Here is a 16,769-nt window from a genome sequence, read left to right on the forward strand (position 1 = left end):
GGATCAAAATTCAAAAAGGTCTTTGTGAAAGCGAGTGTTGGATTATCGATGGTAATTATCAGAGCACCCTTGATATAAGATTTGAAGCTTGTGACACAGTAATATTCTTAGATGTAAACCGATATACTTGTATCTATCGAGCACTAAAGAGAACATTATTAAGTAGTAAGCGTCCAGATTTAGCTGAAGGTTGCGGTGAAAGGTTTGATATCGAGTTCATCAAATTTTTATGGGACTATCCCAAAAAGTCGAAACCCCTAATAATGGACAAACTCAAGACGCTTACAAGAAATAAGCGTGTAATTATCGCAAAATCGGGAGAGCAAGCGCTCCGCCTTTGCAAATCCAGTTAACAAACTGTTCAAGAGTGATTCGCAACGCGTGGCATTTTTACTATGCGTAGCGTTTGGTGTTTAAGGTGGTATGCGGCGGCATCGGTATTGCGTTGCTCACACCTTAACAGGGCGTTATGTGCTTGGTCGAAATCGCGATATTACTCGTATAAGTTTTCAACTGAATGGCATATTTTCTTGAGATGACTAGGCTAGATAAATAGACGTCAATATGGGGGAAAGGGTGTGACAGAATCTCAAGGGAAATGGTTTAAAAGTTGGAAACATAAGCGACAAAAAGGTATGGCTTATTACTTATTTATTCAGACCTTAATCGTCGGTGGTGCACTCTTTCTCGGAAAATTGATTGGCGTTGCCTTTTTTACTAACCAGAATCAGTGGGGAGAGTTTTTCACTGACCTTCCTATCACGGTGGTACTGATATTGGCTATTGGTATCCCACTTAATGCTGTCTTCTGGTTTATAGGGGAGTGGCGGTATAGAAATCTTTCAAGTACGCAAGAACGCACATAACAAAGCGTTTAAGGCAGATTCGCAACGCTCGGCATTTTCGGTTTGATTCAGCTTTAGTGTTTACGGCACAATGGTTTAAGTAAGGTGGTGGCGTTGCTCACTACTTAACGCGGCGTTATTTCCGCAACGGATCTCTCAGGCTGAATGTACGTGGTTGTAGCCTAAGAGTGAAAGTGGCGGGGTAATAGGTGGGAAAAGCGGCGAAAAGGGCGAATATTGGTCATTTCCATGCTAGCCTTAAAGCGCTTTAAGCGCACCTTAATATGGCGCAGCAATTAAAGAGTGACGCTAAAGCGATTTAAGGTAGTGAGCTGCCAAATACTTCGGCTTCGATTTTTGCCTGCATACCGAAAATTTCTCGTCATATCAAAAGATTAGGCGTAAACATAGCCGACTTTAGTTGCGGAATAACAAGACGTTCAAGCCGATTCGAAACGCATTGGGGTTTTAGTGCCCAAATGGGCACGGATTTATCAGAGTTTATTTTAGGTTAGGGTGGATCTGCGTCTCTCACACCTTAACTTGCGCGTTATGTTTTTCTTCCCAGGTTGAAGTTATGGATTTTGAAAGTAGCCTTCTAGATATTCATCACCTATACGGTAATCAGCTTTCTGATGAGCTTATAGAGTTTTTTACTGCTTATGCTGGTAGTGAATTATCCGAATTAGAAATTGAACTTACAGTCAATTACTACGGAAACATCACTCAGCAAGAATCTCTTGAAAAGATATGCAGTAGTCGCGAAGTTATCGAGATTCATCAATATCTCGGTTTCTTGGAAGATTATGTGGTGCACTTTGAAATAAGCAAAGATTTTGTAGAAGCACAACATTTATACCCGGTTGCTTTATCGTATGATTCTTTATACTTAACTTCCCTGTCAGGAGTACACAGCGGGAAAGTTTACCATGCAGACAATGGTGATTTCGGTATTGGACTGGTATGCAATAGCTTAAAAGATTTTAAGAAATTAGTTGGGTTGTCGTAACCAATTTCTTAAAAACATAACAAAGCATTTAAGAGTGATTCCCAACGCTTGGCATTTTCAGTTCAAGGTAGGGTTTCGTGTTTACGGTGCAATGGTTTAGGTTAGGTGGCTGCGTTGCTCACACCTTAATGCGGCGTTATTTCCGCAACGGATCTCTCAGGCTGAATGTACGTGGTTGTAGCCTAAGAGTGAAAGTGGCGGGGTAATAGGTTGGAAAAGCGGCGAAAAGGGCGAATATTGGTCATTTCCATGCTAGCCTTAAAGCGCTTTAAGCGCACCTTAATATGGCGCAGCAATTAAAGAGTGACGCTAAAGCGATTTAAGGTAGTGAGCTGCCAAATACTTCGGCTTCGATTTTTGCCTGCATACCGAAAATTTCTCGTCATATCAAAAGATTAGGCGTAAACATAGCCGACTTTAGTTGCGGAATAACAAGACGTTCAAGCCGATTCGAAACGCATTGGGGTTTTAGTGCCCAAATGGGCACGGATTTATCAGAGTTTATTTTAGGTTAGGGTGGATCTGCGTCTCTCACACCTTAACTTGCGCGTTAGAACTTTAGGCATTGGATATCGTTATGGTACTATTTATGTATCATAATCGACATAATATTAGTAATGTGCAAAGTACCTCGCCACTTTAGACTACCCAAAAAGCAAGAATCTATCCGTGATTATGCGGATGGTCATCGAAACATAGATAGTGAATTTTTAACATTTCAAAACTTGCTAGCTACTGAACTCAATATGTTGGATGAGTCCAAGAGATATTGTTTGTCGCTATTATTGAAATCTCATGACTCCTTACGGTCAAAATATATTGAAGAGCTCCTCACTCACGCCCTTACACCTATGACTTTTACAGGTGAGGGTGATGTCAATGATATCTGGATCGGATTCAGAGATCTAAACGTATACTTGGATGGTAGTAAATTTAAACTTGATAAGTATCAGAAAGATAAAGAATCTTTTTTTTGTTCGACTATAGAAAATGGCTTTGGCATAGAGGTCAAATGTACAAGAACGAATAGTTTTGATGTAGAGCCAAAGAAAGGCTTTGCAATTCCACTTTCAAACACTGATAAAAGATATGATGTTAATAAAAAAAGGCGATGGTCTGACTTCTATATTTTAATCAAATTAAAGGAGCCAGAAGATTCCTTTGACTCTTCCAAAGGTGCTGTTGATATTTTATCTAGCCTAAACTATCCGGAAAGTGATGTTGAGGAAATGTTTATTGTTCCAACATATATGCTCTGCAAAAAGAGCAATCCAATTAAGTTAAAGGTTAGAGGTCATAAAAAACCTGTATCGCTTGGAGAAGCTATTACAAAAGCAGGCGAAATAAATATTAACAAACTTAGAGCTTTTACCACGCCCATATCTAATGTTGACTTTAGTTCTCCGGAAGCAATAAACAAGTTGGTTCGTAATAAAATAGTCCTTCTCCTCGAGCAACATGCTTCAAAGGTATCTAAGTACAGAGTTGACTTAGATGATTTAAAAAGAACGGCTCTCAAAAAGTTGACATAAAGTTCTAACAATCTGTTTAAGAGTGATTCGCAACGCTTGGCATTTTTACTATGCGTTGCGTTAAGTGTTTAAGGTGGTCTGCGGTGGCTTTGGCATTGCGTTGCTCACACCTTAACAGGGCGTTAGTTTGCAAGAGGAAAAACGCAGCTATCTCGCAAGAACTAGTGGTAAAAGCTCAAAGTCGAAATTGTCATATCGGTGTTCAATTTCAGTGTTAACTAGCGTGGTGAAAACCCAAAGTTGGCATCGTTTCAACGGTTGATTTGTTCTTTGGTTCGGCGACTTTTGGGTTAACTGAGTTGAACTTTTTTGCTGAAACTTGACTCGTTGAGTTTGTTGGTACAAAAGCCGATTTACTCGCTGAAATGGCGTTTTCTCTGGTGTGGAAAGTTCACTTGGTTTCAGTGACTTTGTTGAAAGTCCGCATTGTGAGATTGGTTTTCCAAAAGCGCTTTTTGGTGTTGTGAGTCCGTTTTCTGCGGCGTTGTTTGTTCCAAGTGGTTTCATTGACTAGCTGCTTTGAGACTACGCCTGACTTAAGTGCATCAAAGCACATAAAGTTTGTTGTTTGCAAAGTTTAAAATAACGTAAAATCAATCCTTTGGGTTTACAAACTAACAAACTGTTTAAGAGGGATTCGCAACGCGTGGCATTTTTACTATGCGTTGGTTTCAGTATTTAAGGTGGTATGCGGCGGCTTCAGTATTGCGTTGCTCACCCCTTAACAGGGCGTTATGAGCCAACGAGGAATTTTAATGAAGATCGATAAAGAGTATCTAAAGTCTTTGCTTGAGGCGTTTGAAAGTGCGGAAGGACCGCTGACCAATATAAGAGAATTGGAAGCGAAAGGCTTTCATTATGACGATGATAAGTTTGCTTTTCACACCGACCTCCTAGTTGATAAAGGATATATCGAGTCGTTTGCTACCCAGCAATCACGCGGTGCGGGCTATAGGCTTATGGGGAGTGGTGAAAGGGTTTGGTCGGTTGTTCCGCTGAGGTTAACTGCTTTTGGTCATGACTTTATTGAGTCATTAAATGAACCGAATGTTTGGAGAGAAATACAAACAAACTTTAAAGATGCAAGTTTAGACACAACAATTTCTGTAGCAAAAGATCTTGCGAAAGGTTATGCAAAACAGAAAGTTAAGTCGCTACTTGATGCAGCAGGCTCATAACAAAGCATTTAAGAGTGATTCGCAACGCTTGGCGCTTTCGCTTCGCTCAAGTATAGCCAAACGCTGCTCACACCTTAATGTGGCGTTAGTACGGGTTTGACATCGAAGGTCATAAGTTTTGGTGTTTATCTGTGTTGGCGCTCGTGTTTACACCTTTCAGTTAGTGCCTTTCACGTTCTTTCCGGTGGCACTATATGCGGAGTGTTCGCTTTGATTTCACCGTTTACGGTTTCTAACTCTTACCCTATTTCTTTGGCGCTTCTTCTATTTCGTGGTTTTTACTAAGTCAGAATTGTCTTTCTTTGGTGTTGCCGTCGAAGTACGAGGATCGAATCCTTTTCTAATTTTAAGCAAGTGGAAGTAGGGCAGTTCAGTGCGTTTTTCTTCTAGCCAACTCTCGTCTCTTAACCGAGTTTAAGTTTTGTAGCTGCCCGTCTCACTTCAGTGTTCAAAGCCTTTCATATCATCTCAGTTTTCAATATCTTGGAGCGCACAAATAGAAGTAGCGCATGTACTAACAAATTGCTTAAGAGTGATTCGTAACGCGTGGCATTTTTACTATGCGGTGGCTTAGGGTGATTAAGGCGCTGTGCGGTAGCTTTTGTATTGCGTTACTCACACCTTAGCAAGGCGTTAACTGGCACTTTGTAGCCATCTGTCTCATCCCATTCTTTTTATTCAAGTATTCTTGATATGAATCATGGCGCCATGTGCTCTTTTGAATATTATCAGCAATCAATATGTAAAGCATTTTAAGAATGGAGAGAAAAAATGTTTTGTAGTGGTTGTGGAAAAGAGATTCACGAAACGGCTAGAGCTTGCCCTAGTTGCGGAGCTCAACAAAAGGGTGTCCAAGGCGAAAAAAGTAGAATTGCAGCAGCACTTTTAGCGTTCTTTCTCGGTGGGTTCGGGGCACATAAGTTCTATCTAGGTAAGATTGGTCAAGGTATTCTGTACTTAGTATTTTGTTGGACGTTGATCCCTGCAATCATCGCTTTTATCGAGTTTATTATTTACCTCTGTGAATCAGATGAGAAGTTTGAAACAAGATATCAAAACTAACGAATCAAGTTAGTGTTTGCGAGCCAACTTAACTTTCGCATAGGTCGTTAGGTTAGCCAGTTAACAATCTGTTTAAGAGTGATTCGCAACGCGTGGCATTTTTGCTATGCGTTGCGTTTTTGTGTTTAAGGTGGTTTGCGGCGGCTTCGGCATTGCGTTGCTCACACCTTAACAGGGCGTTATGTGCTTTATCTTATATTTGTCATGTCGATAATTACTTTGAGTTGCCCATTCCTGTGGTGGTTGGTAAAAGATCGCACCTTTTTTATCATCAGATCATTATGCTCGAGAGTGTTTATATTATTATTGCCATTTTGTTGTTTTTTGCACAAATACAAAATGGTTTCATTACGGCCTTATTAACAGCCGTTTTTTGGCCAATTGTTATTGTCGGCACATCAATGTTTATTTTCTTTAACATGATTTACCAATCGGTGAAAAAATGAGGTTAATACTAGGTTTACTGAGTTTTATTGGCGGACTAGTCGTTTGGGGGTTAGCAATATCAGCATTAGTATCGTGGTTAGCATTTTGCTTTGGCTCGATAATTATCGGAATTATTTTATTGATTTTTGCTCCGTATATTCTTCTAGCCCCTTTAGCTTTAGGTACACCTGGTACTGCCTTATTTATATATGGAATGGACTGTATTGCGAACAATAAAGAAGACTCTATATATAATCGTGAGCCTAAAGAAAAGCAGAATGAAGATATGAATGTGGTTGACTCTGTCTGGGAAAAGTCCAGCAATAATCTAGAGTCAATCAGTAAACTGATTGAAGAATCTAAAATAGATCGTTAGGAGAATCTGATGTTTGGTTTTTTTAGAAAAAAGAAGAGAACTCTTTTAGACGAATTAAATGATGTGACCGTAAAGATGTATAGGCCTTTGCTTACACATAATAAGAATCTTTCAGATGAAAAAATTCTTGAAATCGTGCAAACGACTATGCGAGCTTTTAAGCAGGCAGCAGAGAGCAAAGGTGAAGAAATTTCTGGGGATGTACTAGTTAAGATCTCTGCAAAATTTGTGTGTGTTTACGATATGAGTGGACATGAATTCTTTTTGGAACACCTAAAATACGAAATAAACAAGTACTTGGCCTCTGGGTTAAGGCCTGAATATCAAGAGAGTGCATAGATAAATTGGCAAAATTCGAACTACGCACATAACAAAGCATTTAAGAGTGATTCCCAACGCTTGGCATTTTTCATTCCATCGTTGGGTTTTGTGTTTACGGTGGTATGGTTACGTTTCGTGGTAGCGTTGCTCACACCTTAATGCGGCGTTATTTCCGCAACGGATCTCTCAGGCTGAATGTACGTGATTGTAGCCTAAGAGTGAAAGTGGCGGGGTAATAGGGTGGAAAAGCGGCGAAAAGGGCGAATATTGGTCATTTCCATGCTAGCCTTAAAGCGCTTTAAGCGCACCTTAATATGGCGCAGCAATTAAAGAGTGACGCTAAAGCGATTTAAGGTAGTGAGCTGCCAAATACTTCGGCTTCGATTTTTGCCTGCATACCGAAAATTTCTCGTCATATCAAAAGATTAGGCGTAAACATAGCCGACTTTAGTTGCGGAATAACAAGACGTTCAAGGCGATTCGAAACGCATTGGGGTTTTAGTGCCCAAATAGGCACGGATTTATCAGAGTTTATTTTAGGTTAGGGTGCATGTGCGTCTCTCACACCTTAACTGCGCGTTAGCTGTACTCAATCTTATTAGGTATGAGCGAGCCTTGTAGAGCTGATTTAAAAAGAGCGTAGTTTAAGCACTTAGATCAATCAGCAGGTTTTTGATGGTTATTATGGAAAAGGAAAAATATGAGTATTCAGAGTATTTCAGTAAAGACAGCGCAGGGTATCAAAACGTACTCGTGCGTACTCAAAAATGAAGAGCAGTCAATTTACCAGATCGTTGATGAACAGGGGGAAAATAATCCTCAATCTATTGAGTGGAAGAACAATAGAGAGATGAAAATATTTCTATTTAATGGGCTAAAAATACAAGGGGATGAGGTTTTTACGTTCACTCCGTTAACCAAAGAAAGCTATAAGCTAGGTACTTTGTATAGCTCAACAGTAAACAGCTAACAAAGCATTTAAGAGTGATTCGCAACGCTTGGCAGTTTCGCTTCGCTCAAGTATAGCCAAGCGTCGCTCACACCTTAATGCGGCGTTAGAGCGCAGGAGAAAAAGTATGAACATGACCGATATAGTTGAATTACATTTCCTATCTTATCGCCGGCATTATTATCGCTCCTTTCGGTTTTATGTTGTTTAAAGAATTCATCGGTAAAGATCGCAAAGCAGTTACAGATGAAGTCAAATCGACAGTAGGTGACGAATCGAGAAAGTTTCTGGGTGGTAGGTATGGCGATGCCGTTGTAGGTCAATTTGTCGAGTTTAAACTGATCATAGCGATAGGCTTACCAGTAGCACTATTTCTAGGAATTTCTTCCTTGGTTAATTCTCTTTTGAAAGTTCTGTTCAACCTGTGAGTTGCGCTCTAACAAACTGTTCAAGAGGGATTCGCAACGCGTGGCATTTTCACTATGCGTTGGTTAAAGTGATTAAGGTGGTTCGCGGCAGCTTCAGTACTGCGTTGCTCACCCCTTAACAGGGCGTTAGGCATCAAAGGTTACAAATGTACAGCTCGATATTGATACTATTGTATGGTTTTTGGGTTTCACTTGGTGCAGTTTCGGGTACTTGCACACAGGGAGATGATGGACGTTTTTATGCTTCGATAATGTATGGCTCAGTGCTGTTCATTCTCATCATGGTCAGGCTTCTTCGTGAAAATAGAGGTTTACAATTTATATGGATTACGCCCTTAATTGCTTTGTTAGTTGCTATGTCGGTAACTTATTTCTGGGCACCTTTTGTAATTGAAACAACCATTGAAGGTCATCATTTGTGTGGCAAAGAGTTTGATTCTCATTTGGCAGAGTCTGATGTCTGGTCTAGAAGCATACCAACGCTTCATATTGTTTTCTCGTTGGCTATTTTCATGCTTTCATTTTGGAAGTTAATTAGGTGCAAAACGGGTAAGTAGTTTGTGGTGACAAGATGCCTAACAAACTGCTCAAGAGGGATTCGCAACGCGTGGCATTTTTACTATGCGTTGGTTTAAGTGATTAAGGTGGTATGCGACGGCATCGGTATTGCGTTGCTCACCCCTTAGCAGGGCGTTAGGCAAACAATTCAAACGTATCGTATGTCTGATTGAACTTAGTTATTATATGGTCTTTCATCCCATAAAGTATAAAGGGCAAATTTATGCGAAATATTCTGCTGGTTTTAGCTAGCTTTAGCGTTTTATCTGGCTGTACTTCACTAAAACATAATGGTGGAGGTGTTGAAGAAACACTTATTGATCACCCGCCGATTGGTGTTGAGGCTGTGGCTTATGTGGGTGATGAAATGCTAGCGAAAGGAAAGCAAACCACGGTGAATGCGATATCTTTGAAGCACAGCACCTCCGTAGGTGTGCTCGGTGGTTACACTTTTTCTCCGGGCATTTATACGCAAATAGGACACAGCCAAAACAAAATTTTCTATACACCGACACAATACGGTATGGTTCAAGCTAGCGCATTAGCAGACCCTTATGGTGGCATGTACGTAGATCAGAAAACCCGAGAAATTTGTGGTGTTTCTACTTTAGGAGGTACGGTGTGTACATCTGCTGAGTTTAAAGATATCAAGCATACAACGAACGACATGCTATCTTTTCAACAGACACTACTCTATTCGGGTAAAGTTGGTAATAAAATCAATATTAGCTATCGCGAATTCAGCAATGGTCAAGCACGAGCAGCGTTTACAAATGATGTTGAATATGACTTAAATTCATCAAAAGTAATCGGGTATAAAGGTGCTCAAGTAGAGATTATTGAAGCTAATAACCATAGTGTTAAATACAAAGTACTCAAAAACTTTCGATAACGCGTTTGCCTAACAAAGCATTTAAGAGTGATTCGCAACGCTTGGCAGTTTCGCTTCGCTCAAGTATAGCCAAGCGCCGCTCACACCTTAATGCGGCGTTAGTTTTACAATTGATTTGGTCATATGAATAATAGAAAAATAAAGAAAAACCAGCATTATGTCCCAAAAGCTCATTTGAAGCGCTTTACCATCGAGGGAGAGAAGTCACTCATTTGGGCATTTGATAAAAACAAAGGTGAATATGGTCGCCAAACTGCATCTATCAATAAGATCTGTGCAGAAGATTACTACTATTATCAGATAGACCCTCAAGGACAAGTGGACCACATACAACTAGAAGACGTCATTTCAGAAGTAGAAATGATCGGGAATAACATCATTGATAAGGTGCTAGATTCTAGATTTCTTCCCTATGTAACTATCCACGGTTCTCAGAAAGGGGAGTTAGCATTTTACATTGCCTTACTGATGTTTCGTGGACCTAGTTTTCGAGACGGCATCGCTGAAATCTATGGGCAGGCTGCAAAACTAGTTCTCAATAAAGTTTGGGATAATTCTAAGGTTCCAACTGCATTAAAAGAGTTAGTTGAAAAAGAAGGTTTATCTAATGTCGTTGATTTACAAGTTAACTCGACGGTTAGTTTAGAACATATGGTTACGGCGGCTCAAACAGCAGCGCTTGAATTTCTCAAGAAAGAATGGGTGTTAATAAATGCTCCAGCAGGCTCAATGTTTGTGACTGGCGATGTACCAGTTGTTTTTTACCCTTATAAGCAAGATTTAGGTGATATTGGTCCTGCCCATCCCTTAGCTGAGATTCTGTACCCTATATCTAAGAATACAGCTCTAATTCTGACGCCAACAAGTAACCCAAAAGAGCACATTGTAATCGGGCAGTTTAGTAGCGAGCTTTTATACCAGATAAATACAAAGGTAAGTCATGCTGCTATAGACAACATTTTTAGTGCTGAAAAGCTCGATTGGTTATCTGCACTGTCCATGTCTAAAGGGAACTCTCAGCGATTAGTTTCGAATGCATCATCTAATGGGGTTAGTATCGTTAAGAATCCGTGGAAACGTAAAACTAACAAAGCATTTAAGAGTGATTCCCAACGCTAGGCATTTTCAGTTCAAAGTTGAGTTTCGTGTTTACGGTGTAATGATTTAGTTCTGGTGGTAGCGTTGCTCACACCTTAATGCGGCGTTATGTGTATGAGGAGGCGGTATGATTCAAATATTCGATTCTGAGTTAGATCGGTGTTTATATGACATAAACAATATTCGAGAAAAGATCGTAGATTCTGGTTCGTCAGTGCTTTCTGGTAATTTTGTCAAACTAGACATCTGTGGGTATCTGTTGGTGACTTTCTTCGTCGCCGACGGACAACGTGTGGCATATTGTGGTTTACGAAAGTCTTTAATTAGAAACGTTGATAAACCTATAGAATTAGATATTTTTGTAATGCCAAAGTTTCAAAATAAACAAATTGGAACGCGTTTAATCAAACAAACAGCAATGCTTGCGACCTCTGACTACTCTCATTTAACGATTGAAGTGAAACATTCATCTGAATTAGTTCCATTTTATAAACAGCTTGGTTTTCAGGTGTATTATGTTGGGCAGACTGAAACAGTTATGGTGTACCCCTTATAAAAATACACATAACAAATTGTTCAAGAGTGATTCGGCACGCGTGGCATTTTTACTATGCGTTGGTTTCAGTGGTTAAGGTGGTATGCGGAAGCTTCTGTATTGCATGCCTCACACCTTAACAAGGCGTTATTTCCGCAACGGATCTCTCAGGCTGAATGTACGTGGTTGTAGCCTAAGAGTGAAAGTGGCGGGGTAATAGGTTGGAAAAGCGGCGAAAAGGGCGAATATTGGTCATTTCCATGCTAGCCTTAAAGCGCTTTAAGCGCACCTTAATATGGCGCAGCAATTAAAGAGTGACGCTAAAGCGATTTAAGGTAGTGAGCTGCCAAATACTTCGGCTTCGATTTTTGCCTGCATACCGAAAATTTCTCGTCATATCAAAAGATTAGGCGTAAACATAGCCGACTTTAGTTGCGGAATAACAAGACGTTCAAGCCGATTCGAAACGCATTGGGGTTTTAGTGCCCAAATGGGCACGGATTTATCAGAGTTTATTTTAGGTTAGGGTGGATCTGCGTCTCTCACACCTTAACTTGCGCGTTAGTTGCCACCAAGGTTTTGGAGTTTTAATGGAAATCATATTAATTTTTTTAGCGCTGTTGGTTGCGTGTTTAACCTTATTTATTCAGCGTCAGCATAACCGAAAAGAGTTGTTACCTATAATCCACACTTACTTTTCAGCAGCGTCTAAAGATAATCAGGTAACTCGTGAGTTCAAACTGATCAACGATGGTAATGGTGCTGCGATTCTGAAGAGGGTTCAGTTACATTTAGCATCTGGTGAGGAAATTGAAATTACTAACTTCAATGATTTCTCGAAAGTCATCCAACAGAAAAATCCACATAGTAAAGATATTGCTACCTCATTACCATTCGCTCTAAGTGCCAATTCATCTGAAGTTATCTACAGCTATTGCCTTTCTGAATCAGTGGATGATCAACTAGATAGTTGCACTGTTACAGTTACCGCGGAATCTGTCTACGGGGATACAGTCATTGCACACGAGACAGGCTTTGATGTCATATCAAACAAGCGTGATGCATTTTTTGAAATATGGTTTAGTAAAATTGCTGACACATCAATAATGCTTTGGGAAAAGGCAACTAACAAAGCGTTTAAGGCAGATTCGCAACGCTAGGCATTTTAAGCTCAAATCAGCTTTTGTGTTTACGGTGCAGTGGTTTAGTTTAGGTGGTCGTGTTGCTCACTACTTAACGCGGCGTTATGAAGCTTTGGCTTTTTCTGGAACTTATTGCTAAATAGAGGAACGTGACATAATAAATGCTCAGCCCCTCTATAATTTAGTATACGTGTTATGTTCGTTGACAATATTAATAAGGTTAATCTATTGGATAAGCATCGTCGTGACAGCTTTCGCATACATCCATTTCATTACAAGAGTACACTTCGCCATTGATCTCTTGTCCACAAAGTTCACATTCCATCTCATTACGCTCCGTTGACTAAAATGTCTGTTAAGGCTATCAGTTGAGACAATGAATGACAATCTTGACCATCATTAGATAAGACGCAAGTCTCATGTAAGTGTTTGTTTTGTTATATTGTTCAACGAGATTCAGCTTCATAACAAACTGTTCAAGAGGGATTCGCAACGCGTGGCATTTTTACTATGCGTTGAATTTAGTGATTAAGGTGGTGTGCGGTGGCTTCGGTATTGCGTTGCTCACCCCTTAACAGGGCGTTATGCTACAGAACAGAGTACGCAAATGAGCTATATAGAAGACTTTTATCAGGCTTTGAATCGAACTGAAAAACTGGGGTTAAGCGAATCCTTAGTTGCAGGCTTCGCACCTTTCAAATCGAAGGGTGCTTCCATATGTCCAATAGTTAAAAGCACTTGTGAAGACTTACTAAGCCGACATGGACATAAGTTTGTGAATCGAAAATGCATAAAAGCCCATTGGGCACTTAAGAAAGAGCTAGAAACAGTGCTTGGGCAGCAGGTCTACTTAACTTTGGGAGATGTATCGACCCCATGGGGAAAGTGTATATATAATTTCAATGAGAAGACAATGCTGCAGATGCTCAATTGGGGAGCTACGAAAACTTACAAACTGCATTGTTGGCTTACATTAGAGTCTGGTCAAATTGTCGACATTTCTTTGCCGACATCGCTTGGGCTTCAAATGAGGAACCCGCAATTAGTTGGTGACTTAGTTATAGGAAATGCTGATATCCAGAAGTACGAGTATCACCCTATTGTAGTTGGTGAGAATGTCCTAGGCTATATGGATATTGACGTATCGACAGGTGGGGTTGAATTTGTGACTTTGTTAGCTAGGTTAAAACGATTTATATCACCTAGGTTTTCTATAGCATAACAAAGCATTTAAGGCAGATTCGCAACGCTTGGCATTTTTGGTTTGGTCAGCTTTAGTGTTTACGGCACAATGGTTGGGTTCAGTGGTCGTGTTGCTCACTACTTAATGCGGCGTTATGATTTTGGAGGTAATATTGGAAATTAGTGACTTAGCAAAGAGTATAAAAAGAGCAAAAATATTGGCGTTTTCTCTAATAGCTCTGATACCTACGGTTTATTTAGTTTGGTTTTATTTTATAAATAACCTTCCTCTCTCGACTGATAGTTCGATTTGGGGCACCTTTGGAGACTTTATTGGTGGCATCTTAAATCCACTGATAGCCTTATTAGCTTTCTATTGGTTAACTCAATCAGTACTAATTCAAAAGACCGAATTATCTGAAACTCAGAAAGTGCTCAAGGAAACTGAGAAGGCTCAAAAAGAACAGGCGTTAACTCAAGAAAAAAAGCGATTTGAAGACACATTCTTTTCTTTACTAAACCAACTCAATACCGTCTTTGACGGATTAAATGAGCGTTTGATAGTCATGGATCGCCCGACGGCTTCAAAAATCATGAAGCTGCATAATGCTGTTATTAAAAATGGTACTGGTAATACTATTGAGCAGAGAGTCGCTAAAATGCGTGAATCTTCAAGCGATACGAGCCACTACTTCAGGGTTCTTTACCATATACTCAAGTTTATTTTGGAAAATAGTCGGTTCGATGCTGAACCAATGCTGTTTGAAGCCGCGGTCGAAAAAAAAGTTACTAGAACCGAGAAATTTTACTCCAACATTGTTCGCTCTTTCTTGAATAAGGAAGTTATCCAATTATTAGCCATCAATTGTGTAGTTGTAGATCCTCTAGACCCATACTATAAATATCGCCAACTGGTTGAACGCTATTCCTTATTGGAACACCTACATATTGACGCCGAGTGGCAAAAGGAGTTGTTTGGAAAATATGACAAATCGGCTTTTGGTGAACACCCAGAAGTACAATCATAACAAACAATTTAAGAGTGATTCAGCACGCTTGGCATTTTTAGTTTGGGTTAAGTTCAGTGTTTACGGTGATCAAACGGGGTGCAGTGCTAGCGTGCTTCACACCTTAATTGGGCGTTAGGGCACAAGAGGAAATATGTCGGAATGAATGAAATAGAGCGTTTTCAGTTGCTGATGGCTGAGTGGGGAAATGAAGTTATTTTGCCTCATGTTGAGCGTATTAAAAATAAAGAACCAACGGTTTTTTCTCATAGGGAAGTATTTAATACAATTTTTATGGGTAGTACTGAGATTACTGAAACATTTGAAGCTCTACAATTTTCGGAAACCCTGTTATCTGTTGCATCACCTAGAAGCAAAAAAGTCGCGAAAGAGAAATATATTAAGTACGTTATAAATACATATTTGCAAGATGTATATATATTGAAAGAAAGACTAAATACATATGCTACGAAAATAAAACGAATGCATGAACGGGCAGGGAGGAGGGACCTGGTTAGTAAGCACATTGATCCATTATTCCCGTTAATCAAGTCTTCGTTTCAAGGAATAGTCGATGTTCGTGGTGCTCATGTTCATTCGGCTCGTTATACAGATGAACAGGTAACTGAAGCAACCTCAATGGCTCTCATTGCTGCATATAACGAAGACTATACGAATCACTTCGAATACAGTGTTATGAAGTTGTGCAATGATTGGCGAATACGGATTTCAAAAAACAACATAGAAACTGAGAAGCTTCTTAAAAAATATTTCAGTAACATACAAAGTGTAATTGAAGTAAATGGGAGCGTATTTGTGCCCTAACAAAGCGTTCAAGAGGGACTTGGCACGCGTGGCATTTTCAATTTGCGGTAAGTTTAGTGGTTAAGGTGTAATGCGGCTACTTTTGTAGTGCGTGCCAGCGCCCCTTAACGCGGCGTTATGTGTCCCGAAAAAAGTTAATAGAAGGTATTTTATAATGAGTTCGAATGACGAACCTAAGTTGTCTCAGTTTATTCATGTTGTATTTCCCACTGTGATTGTAATAATTTTAAGTTCAATCTCGTTATATTCTGACATTAGTACTGAAGATAGTTATTTTTGGTTTCAACGTTCGGGTGCTTTGATGGGAGCTGCAGGTATATACATAGGCTTTCACGAAGGTAACTGGAAAATGACGACGAGAAATCAGCATTTATATATCAATACTCAAATTTGGTATCAATGGTTGGCACTAGCTTTAGGTGTATTAGGAACGTTAATCTGGGCATATGGAGATCTACCTTTTAAGTAAAACACATAACAATCTGTTCAAGAGGGATTCGCAACGCGTGGCATTTTTACTATGCGTTGGTTTAAGTGTTTAAGGTGGTATGCGGCGGCTTTTGTATTGCGTTGCTCACCCCTTAACAGGGCGTTAGCTTACAAATGGAGTTATACGAATGAAAGGAGACTTTGAATTTGTGCTTGGTTTAGCGGAAGAGTTTTTCGAGCAAGACGAAGTTCAGAAAAAGTTCAAACTGATCAATGAGCATGAGTTTACAGGTTGGGAAATATGGTTTCAGATAGAGTTTGCAAGCTTTCTTCAGCAGCATGACGCTGTAGCGGACATAATACGTGAGTTCGGCTATTCAATTGATAGGCGAATGCGTGGAAGTCAAACCAGGATGCACATAGACTTTTTAATAAGGAAAAAACGCAGCTCTAGAAGCTCCTATATAGCTCTTGAGATTAAACAAAACCAAAGTGCGTCGTCTTGTGTTAAGGGTATGATGAATGACATTCAGAAAATCTGGAAGGTCAAAAGGTCTGAGGATGACCTCCGTAGTATGTGGTGTTTAGGCATTTATCCGACAGTAGAAGACGAAAAGATTTCTCAAGTCATTGATAAACAATCAGAGCTAGCTGGTGTAGAGTTACCTAAGAATCTAATACAAACAAAAAAAGTCCCAAACACAAGTTTCTCGTTTACTTTGCTCTAGTAAGCTAACAAAGCGTTTAAGAGGGATTCTCAACGCTTGGCATTTTCAGTTTGATTCAGCTTTAGTGTTTACTGCACAATGGTTTAGGCTAGGTGCTGGCGTTGTTCACCCCTTAACGCGGCGTTATTTCCGCAACGGATCTCTCAGGCTGAATGTACGTGATTGTAGCCTAAGAGTGAAAGTGGCGGGGTAATAGGGTGGAAAAGCGGCGAAAAGGGCGAATATTGGTCATTTCCATGCTAGCCTT

At 39.9% G+C, this 16,769-nt stretch carries 21 protein-coding genes; all 21 read left to right on the top strand.

Going from position 1 to position 16,769, the window contains the following annotated elements; all coding sequences use genetic code 11:
- A partial coding sequence (locus D8S93_RS25185; protein ID WP_152816020.1) for an AAA family ATPase occupies window positions 1-353 on the top strand: 353 nt, incomplete at its 5' end.
- A 225-nt stretch (window positions 354-578) separates the two neighbouring features.
- On the top strand, window positions 579-866 hold the full coding sequence (locus tag D8S93_RS23995) for a hypothetical protein (protein WP_319803077.1): 288 nt from the start codon (window positions 579-581) through the stop codon (window positions 864-866).
- A 556-nt stretch (window positions 867-1,422) separates the two neighbouring features.
- Window positions 1,423-1,854 (top strand): hypothetical protein, encoded by a 432-nt coding sequence (locus D8S93_RS24000; protein ID WP_152816023.1) that lies wholly within the window; start codon window positions 1,423-1,425, stop codon window positions 1,852-1,854.
- Window positions 1,855-2,471: 617 nt separating this feature from the next.
- Window positions 2,472-3,386: a hypothetical protein gene (locus D8S93_RS24005; protein WP_193621671.1), complete on the top strand. Its 915-nt coding sequence runs from the start codon at window positions 2,472-2,474 to the stop codon at window positions 3,384-3,386.
- A gap of 382 nt (window positions 3,387-3,768) precedes the next feature.
- Complete coding sequence (locus D8S93_RS25330; RefSeq protein ID WP_264674669.1) at window positions 3,769-3,900, top strand: hypothetical protein; 132 nt, start codon at window positions 3,769-3,771, stop codon at window positions 3,898-3,900.
- Window positions 3,901-4,141: 241 nt separating this feature from the next.
- Window positions 4,142-4,564 (top strand): DUF2513 domain-containing protein, encoded by a 423-nt coding sequence (locus D8S93_RS24025; protein WP_152816029.1) that lies wholly within the window; start codon window positions 4,142-4,144, stop codon window positions 4,562-4,564.
- A gap of 771 nt (window positions 4,565-5,335) precedes the next feature.
- On the top strand, window positions 5,336-5,626 hold the full coding sequence (locus tag D8S93_RS24035; protein WP_053306455.1) for a TM2 domain-containing protein: 291 nt from the start codon (window positions 5,336-5,338) through the stop codon (window positions 5,624-5,626).
- Window positions 5,627-6,068: 442 nt separating this feature from the next.
- A complete protein-coding gene (locus tag D8S93_RS24045; protein WP_152816032.1) occupies window positions 6,069-6,428 on the top strand; it encodes a hypothetical protein in 360 nt (119 codons plus the stop codon).
- Between the two features lie 9 nt (window positions 6,429-6,437).
- Window positions 6,438-6,767: a hypothetical protein gene (locus tag D8S93_RS24050; RefSeq protein ID WP_152816035.1), complete on the top strand. Its 330-nt coding sequence runs from the start codon at window positions 6,438-6,440 to the stop codon at window positions 6,765-6,767.
- 682 nt (window positions 6,768-7,449) lie between these two features.
- The gene (locus D8S93_RS24055; protein ID WP_152816039.1) at window positions 7,450-7,719 is read left to right on the top strand and encodes a hypothetical protein; all 270 of its coding nucleotides are present in this window, start codon (window positions 7,450-7,452) and stop codon (window positions 7,717-7,719) included.
- A gap of 125 nt (window positions 7,720-7,844) precedes the next feature.
- On the top strand, window positions 7,845-8,126 hold the full coding sequence (locus tag D8S93_RS24060; protein WP_227484033.1) for a hypothetical protein: 282 nt from the start codon (window positions 7,845-7,847) through the stop codon (window positions 8,124-8,126).
- A gap of 146 nt (window positions 8,127-8,272) precedes the next feature.
- Window positions 8,273-8,683, top strand: coding sequence for a hypothetical protein (locus D8S93_RS24070; RefSeq protein WP_025543567.1), 411 nt, complete (start codon window positions 8,273-8,275; stop codon window positions 8,681-8,683).
- A 224-nt stretch (window positions 8,684-8,907) separates the two neighbouring features.
- Window positions 8,908-9,576 (top strand): hypothetical protein, encoded by a 669-nt coding sequence (locus D8S93_RS24950; RefSeq protein WP_180299130.1) that lies wholly within the window; start codon window positions 8,908-8,910, stop codon window positions 9,574-9,576.
- A gap of 123 nt (window positions 9,577-9,699) precedes the next feature.
- Entirely contained in the window at window positions 9,700-10,695 is a 996-nt protein-coding gene (locus tag D8S93_RS24080; protein WP_152816042.1) for a DUF4238 domain-containing protein, read from the top strand.
- Between the two features lie 106 nt (window positions 10,696-10,801).
- Window positions 10,802-11,230 carry a GNAT family N-acetyltransferase gene (locus D8S93_RS24085; protein WP_152816045.1) on the top strand — a complete coding sequence of 143 codons (429 nt, stop codon included), beginning with the start codon at window positions 10,802-10,804 and terminating at the stop codon, window positions 11,228-11,230.
- Window positions 11,231-11,799: 569 nt separating this feature from the next.
- Complete coding sequence (locus tag D8S93_RS24095) at window positions 11,800-12,369, top strand: hypothetical protein (protein WP_152816048.1); 570 nt, start codon at window positions 11,800-11,802, stop codon at window positions 12,367-12,369.
- 589 nt (window positions 12,370-12,958) lie between these two features.
- On the top strand, window positions 12,959-13,573 hold the full coding sequence (locus tag D8S93_RS24105; RefSeq protein WP_152816053.1) for a hypothetical protein: 615 nt from the start codon (window positions 12,959-12,961) through the stop codon (window positions 13,571-13,573).
- A gap of 133 nt (window positions 13,574-13,706) precedes the next feature.
- Window positions 13,707-14,561, top strand: a complete 855-nt coding sequence (locus tag D8S93_RS24110; RefSeq protein ID WP_227484034.1) for a putative phage abortive infection protein — start codon at window positions 13,707-13,709, stop codon at window positions 14,559-14,561.
- 141 nt (window positions 14,562-14,702) lie between these two features.
- Window positions 14,703-15,365 (top strand): hypothetical protein, encoded by a 663-nt coding sequence (locus D8S93_RS24115; RefSeq protein ID WP_152816055.1) that lies wholly within the window; start codon window positions 14,703-14,705, stop codon window positions 15,363-15,365.
- 154 nt (window positions 15,366-15,519) lie between these two features.
- On the top strand, window positions 15,520-15,834 hold the full coding sequence (locus D8S93_RS24125) for a hypothetical protein (protein ID WP_152816057.1): 315 nt from the start codon (window positions 15,520-15,522) through the stop codon (window positions 15,832-15,834).
- Window positions 15,835-15,982: 148 nt separating this feature from the next.
- Window positions 15,983-16,522, top strand: a complete 540-nt coding sequence (locus D8S93_RS24135; RefSeq protein ID WP_152816060.1) for a hypothetical protein — start codon at window positions 15,983-15,985, stop codon at window positions 16,520-16,522.
- Window positions 16,523-16,769: the final 247 nt, after the last annotated feature.

It is taken from the genome of Vibrio sp. VGrn 2 (genome assembly GCF_009361695.1).
In the GTDB taxonomy this organism is placed as follows: Bacteria; Pseudomonadota; Gammaproteobacteria; order Enterobacterales; family Vibrionaceae; genus Vibrio; species Vibrio diabolicus.